Genomic DNA, 5,915 nt, shown 5'->3' with positions numbered 1-5,915 from the left:
AGGCGGTCGTCGTCCCCGCCGCGGCCGCCGTCGAGCTCTGCCTGGGCACGGCCGCCGCCCGCACCGGCGGCCTGCCGTCCACGCTGCGCGGGCTCGCCCTGGAGCGGGACATGACGCTGCCCGACGACGCCCTCCGCCTGGGTGTCGTCTGGCGTGAGGACGCGGCCGACGGTGCCGGCGTCGAGCTGCTGTCGCTGCCGGCCGGCGCCGACTCCTGGACCCGGCACACCGCGGCCCGTGTTTCGTACGGTCAGCAGGCCCCGGACGCCCCGGCCTTCCCCGCCGCGCTGCTCCAGGCCCCCACCACGGACCCCGACGCGTTCTACGACGGGTGCGCCGGCCGCGGCCTGCACTACGGCCCCGCCTTCCGCAGTGTGCGGGAGTTGCACGCGACCGCCGACGAGGCGCTCGGGCTGCTCCGGCTGGACGAGCGGTGCCGGCCGGGCGCCCGTGCCTTCACCCTCCACCCGGCGCTGTGGGACGGCGCGTTGCAGCTGTCGCTCCCGCTGTGCGGGCGGACGGGTACGGTCGTGCCGGTCGGCGTCGAGCGGATCGACCTGCTCCCCGGCCTGCCGTCCGAGGTCACCGACCTGTGGGCGCACGTCCGCCGCCGCCCCGACGACCGGTTCGACCTGTGGCTGTACGACACCGACCGCCGCCCCCTGGTCCGGGTCACCGGACTCGCCCTGCACCCCCTGGTCCTGGAGGACGACTCCGACCCGGCCGCGGAGCGGGTGCACCGGTTCGTCCTCCAGGAGGTCGAACCGGCCCGGGAGACGGACCGCAGCGGCGCCCGGTGGCTGGTGTGCGGCCCCGAGGCGGCGGCCGGGACGGTCACGGAACTCGCCGCCGCGCTGGGCGCCGACGGGGTCACCCTGCCGGCGGCGGACGCCGCCGGCCGCGCCGCGTGGGCCGAGGTGCTGGGCGGGGCCGCCGACGTCACCGACCTGGTGTTCGCCGCCCCCGACGCCGTGGCCGGGGAGGCCGCGCAGCGGGCCGGGCTCACCGCCCTGTCCGCGCTGGCCAGTGCCTGCCTCGACCGCCCCACCACACCGCGGCTCACCGTGCTGACCACCCGGGCCCAGGCGGCGGCGGACGAGCGGCCCGACCCCGGCGCCGCCCTGTACTGGGGCTTCACCCGCGTCCTGCGCGGCGAGCACCCGAGCCTGTCCGCCGCCCTCGTCGACCGGGCCGCCGAGGACGGCTGGACGTCGTACGTCGTCCGTGAACTGGGCCTGGACCAGCGGGAGGACCAGGTCCTGCTGCGGGCCGGCCGCCGGCTCGCGGGCCGGCTGGAACGCTCCGCCGGGCCGCGCCCGGACGCGGAGGCACCCGTGCCGTACACGGCCGGCCAGCCGTTCCGGCTGCATCCCGGCCCCCGGCCCGGTCAGTGGGACTCGCCGCGGTTCCTGCCGCTGGTGCGCCGCGCTCCCGGCCCCGGCGAGATCGAGATCGAGGTGGACGCCGCCTCCCTGAACTTCATCGACGTCATGAAGGCGATGGGGACGTACCCCGACGCGTCCGGCGGCAAGGAACTGCTCGGCGGCGACTGCGCCGGCCGGGTCGTCGCCCTCGGCCCGGACACCACCGGGTTCCGGGTCGGTGACCGGGTGGTGGCCTGCAAGTTCGGTGCGATGGTCTCCCACCTGACGCTGAGCGCCGCCCACGCCCGCCCCGTCCCCGACGGCATGACCCAGACGGAAGCCGCCGCGCTGCCGCTGGTGGTGGCCACCGCCTGGTACGCGCTGCACGACCTGGCCCGGGTGGAGCGGGGCGAACGCGTCCTGATCCACTCCGCGGCCGGCGGTCTCGGCCTCGCCGCGGTCCAGGTCGCCCAGCTCCTCGGCGCCGAGGTGATCGCCACGGCGGGCAGCCCCGCCAAGCGCGACCACCTGCGCGGCCTCGGCGTCCGGCACGTCTTCGACTCCCGGGGCCTGGCCTGGGCCGACGCCGTCCTGGACCTCACCGGCGGCCGGGGCGTCGACGTCGTCCTCAACTCGCTGACGGGCGCCGCGCTGACCCGCGGCCTCGACGTGCTCGCCGAGGACGGCCGGTTCCTGGAGGTCGGCAAGAAGGACATCCACGGCGGTCGCCGGCTCGACCTGCGTTCCTTCCGCAAGGGCATCAGCTTCGCGGCGGTCGACCTCGAAGGACTGGTGATGCGCCGTCCGGCGCGGTTCGCGCGGGTCCTGGACGCGGTGTGGGAGGAGGTCACCGCGGGGCGCATCCGCCCGCTGCCCGTGACGCCGTACCCCTTCGACCGGGCGGCCGAGGCGCTGCGGGAGATGTCGCACGGTGATCACATCGGCAAGTTCGTGCTGCACGAGCCGCACCGGGTACGCCGGGTGGTCGCGGACCCGCTGCCCGGCGGACGCTTCCGCGCCGACGGCAGTTACCTGATCACCGGCGGCCTGGGCGATCTCGGCCTGTCGCTCGCCGAGCACCTGGCCGGACGCGGAGCCGCCGCGCTGGCCCTGCTGGGCCGCTCCGCGCCCGGCCCGGAGGCCACCGCCCGCGTCGAGGCGCTGCGCGCGGCCGGCACCACCGTGTGCGTGCTGCGGGCGGACGTCGCCGACGAGGCGGCGCTGGACGGCGCCCTGCACCGGATACGGGCGGAACTCCCGCCGCTGCGCGGGGTGTTCCACGCCGCCGGCATCCTGGACGACGGTGTGGTGCAGGGCGTGGACGCCGGGCAGGTCTCCCGGGTGCTGGCCCCGAAGGCGGACGGCGTACGGCACCTGGACCGGCTGACCGCCGACGACCCGCTGGACCTGTTCGTCCTGTTCTCCTCGGCGGCCGGCCTGGTGGGCAACGTCGGCCAGGCGGTCTACGCGGCGGCCAACACCTACCTCGACGCCCTCGCGGTCGCCCGCCGGCACGCGGGACGTCCGGCACTGAGCGTGCAGTGGGGCAGCTTCGACGCCATCGGCCTGGCCGCCCGCAGCGGGACCCGGGGCGCCCGCCTCGCCGACCGCGGCATGGCCGCCTTCCCGGCCGCGGACGCCTGGCGCGCGCTGGAGGAGTTCCTGCGCGAGGGGGAGACCGTCGTCGGCTACCTGTCGCTCGACGCCCGGCGCTGGTTCGAGACCTACCCGGCGGCGGCCGGCCTGCCCAGCTGGAGCCGGCTGCGCACGGCGGACCGGCACACCGGTGCCGCCGGCGGCGCGTTCCGGGAACGGCTGGCGGCCTGCGCCCCCGAGGGACGCGCCGCGCTCGTCGAGCAGCGGGTACGGGAGCTGGCCGGCCGGGTGCTGCGCATCCCCGCGCAGACCATGGACCGGGAGACCCCGCTGAAGTCGCTCGGCCTGGATTCGCTGATGAGTCTGGAGCTGCGCAACCGTCTGGAGGCCGAGTTCGGCCTGAAGCTGTCGCCGACGCTGCTGTGGACGTACTCCAGCCTGCGGCCGCTGGCCCAGGCCCTCGTCGAGCGGCTCGGGGACCTCGGGGACGGGGAGGACCGATGAGCACGCCGGACACCACCACGGGCACCGCCACGGGCATCGCACCCCGGGCGACACCGATCAGCCGGGCCATGGAGACGATCCGCGGCCTGCGCGAGGAACTGGACGCGCTGCGCTCCGCCCGTACCGTCGCCATCGTCGGGGCCGGCGTACGGGCCCCGGGCGGGGTGAGCGACCTGGACGGCTACTGGCGGCTGGTGGCCGCCGGGGGCGACGCGGTGCGGCCGATCCCCGGACACCGCCGGCATCCCTTCGGCGCCGCGTGGGACGCGGTGCCGCACCGGGGCGGGTTCCTGGACGAGGTCCTGGAGTTCGACGCGCCGTTCTTCGGCGTCGCGCCCCGCGAGGCCCGCGCCCTGGACCCGCAGCACCGGCTGCTGCTGGAGACCGCCTGGGAGGCCCTGGACGACGCGGGCATCCCCGCGCCCCGCGCCGCGCGGGCGACCTGCGGGCTGTACGTCGGCGTGACGGGGCAGGACTACCGCGAGTGGATGCCCGGCGAGTCCGACGCGTACTGGGCGACCGGCAACGGCCACTGCTTCGCGGCCGGCCGGCTCGCGCACACGCTCGGGCTCACCGGGCCGGTGACCGCCGTGGACACGGCGTGCTCCTCGTCCCTGGTCGCGGTGCACCTGGCCCGCCAGGCGCTGGCCGCGGGCGAGTGCGACATCGCGCTGGCCGGCGGGGTCAACCTGGTGCTGTCGCCGCGGGCGACCGAGTTCGCCGCCCGCACCGGGGCGCTCTCCCCGGACGGGGTGTGCCGGCCGTTCGACGCGCGCGCCAACGGGTTCACCCGCGCCGAGGGCTGCGGTGTCGTCGTCCTCAAACGACTGGCCGACGCGGTGCGCGACGGCGACCGGGTGCACGCGGTGCTCCACGGATCCGCCGTCAACCACGACGGCTCCTCCTCGGGATTCACCGCGCCCAATGTGCTGGCGCAGACCCGGCTGCTGCAGCGGGCGCTCGCCGACGCCGGACTCCGGCCCGGTGACATCGGGTACGTGGAGGCGCACGGCACCGGCACCTCGCTCGGTGATCCCATCGAGGTGGAAGCGCTGGCCGCGGCGATCGGCAGGCCCTCGGGCGGGGCGCCGGTGCTGCTCGGCTCCGCCAAGGCCAACATCGGGCACACAGAGTCGGCCGCCGGCGTCCTGGGCCTGCTCAAGGCGATGCTCGGCCTCCGGCACCGGGCCGCGCCGCCCGTGCCGCACTTCAGCACGCTCAACCCGCGGATCGACCTGGACGGCACCGGTTTCCGGGTGCCGGAGGGGCTGGAGCCGTGGCCGGCCGGGGCGGGGGCCTACGCCGGGGTGAGTTCGTTCGGCATGAGCGGCACCAACGCCCACGTGATACTGGGTCCCGCCGAAGCGTCAGCCGCCGCCCCCGCGGTCCGGGTCACCGGGTTCGAGCTGTCCGCCCGTACGCCCTCCGCGCTGCGCGCCTCGGCCGCCCTGCTGGCCGCGCGGCTGGACACCGTGAAGGACGAGGACTACCCGGCCTTCGCCTACACGCTCACCCACGGACGGGCGCCCCTGGCCCAGCGGGTGCGCGTCGAGGCCGCCGACCGGGAGCGGGCCCGGGACGCGCTCCGGGCCCTCGCCGAGGAGCGCGACTGTCCGGCGGTCACCACCGTGGAACCCGGAGCGGAACCGGCGTTCGCCGAGCTGCCGCGCCGCGTCCTCGGTCTGCCCGCGTACCCGTGGGAGCGCCGCCGGTACGCGCCGCCGTCCGAAGGGTCCTGAGAGGCCGCGGCGGGCTCAGCTCGCCGCGGCCCGGCTCCGGATCAGCTCGCACACGTCCGAGACCGTGCTGGTGCGCGGGACCTCCTCGAAGGGGACGTCCACGGCGAAGCGGCGCTTGACGGAGGCGACGAGCTCGACGACGGCGAGGGAGTCGATGTCGAGTTCGTCCAGCGAGACGTCGTCGGAGATCGTGTCCGGTTCGGCCCCGCAATCGATGAGTTCCTGCTCTACAAAGGCACGTACGGAATCGGGGTTCGCGAGTTCGGACACGGCGCTCCTCGCCTCTCTCACACATCAGGAACAAAGAACCGACAGAAGACGATGGGGAGCTTACCCAATCACCGAGTCGAAAATCGATCCCGAAAGCATTCGTTAAGCCGCCCTTAAGCACGCCGAGTTAGGATTTCGTACCGCACTGACACAGACAGGACGTGGACATGTTCCGAATGCTGTTGAGGCGCATTCTCCTGGTCCCTCTGAAACTTGCATTCCGCCCCCGGGTCGAGGGCGTGCACCACATACCGAAAAGCGGCCCCTTCATCATCGCCGCGAATCACCTTTCGTTCTTCGACTCCATTTTCATCGCCCTGCTGACCCCCCGCCCGCTCTATTTCATCGGCAAGCAGGGCTGGCTCGACGCGCCCGGCGTGAAAGGCCGGCTGCAGAGCCTCTTCTTCCGGTCCGTCGGAATGATCTCGGTCGACAAGACGAG

4 protein-coding genes are annotated in these 5,915 nt (G+C 75.0%); 3 read left to right on the top strand and 1 reads right to left on the bottom strand.

Translation table 11 applies throughout. The features are described 5' to 3' along the window. A partial coding sequence (locus IE312_RS41900; protein WP_229900456.1) for an SDR family NAD(P)-dependent oxidoreductase occupies positions 1 to 3,464 on the top strand: 3,464 nt, incomplete at its 5' end. Continuing rightward, the gene (locus tag IE312_RS26295; protein WP_229900455.1) at positions 3,461 to 5,203 is read left to right on the top strand and encodes a beta-ketoacyl [acyl carrier protein] synthase domain-containing protein; all 1,743 of its coding nucleotides are present in this window, start codon (positions 3,461 to 3,463) and stop codon (positions 5,201 to 5,203) included. The genes IE312_RS41900 and IE312_RS26295, both read left to right, overlap by 4 nt. A gap of 15 nt (positions 5,204 to 5,218) precedes the next feature. Here IE312_RS26295 and IE312_RS26290 read toward each other — a convergent pair whose 3' ends face one another. Beyond that, complete coding sequence (locus tag IE312_RS26290) at positions 5,219 to 5,473, bottom strand: acyl carrier protein (RefSeq protein WP_189984799.1); 255 nt, start codon at positions 5,471 to 5,473, stop codon at positions 5,219 to 5,221. A gap of 167 nt (positions 5,474 to 5,640) precedes the next feature. On the opposite strand from IE312_RS26290, the gene IE312_RS41895 reads away from it, so the two are divergent. After that, positions 5,641 to 5,915 (top strand): lysophospholipid acyltransferase family protein (locus tag IE312_RS41895; protein WP_229900454.1); only part of this gene is annotated, 275 nt, incomplete at its 3' end.

It is taken from the genome of Streptomyces capoamus (assembly GCF_014654935.1).
GTDB lineage: Bacteria > Actinomycetota > Actinomycetes > Streptomycetales > Streptomycetaceae > Streptomyces > Streptomyces capoamus.
Note: the sequence above shows the minus strand (reverse complement) of the source record. Positions and strands in the feature narration are given on the sequence as shown.

Coding starts and splice junctions, on each gene's coding strand:
- IE312_RS26295 (WP_229900455.1), top strand. CDS start 3,461: ATGAGCACGCCGGACACCACCACGGGCACCGCCACGGGCATCGCACCC.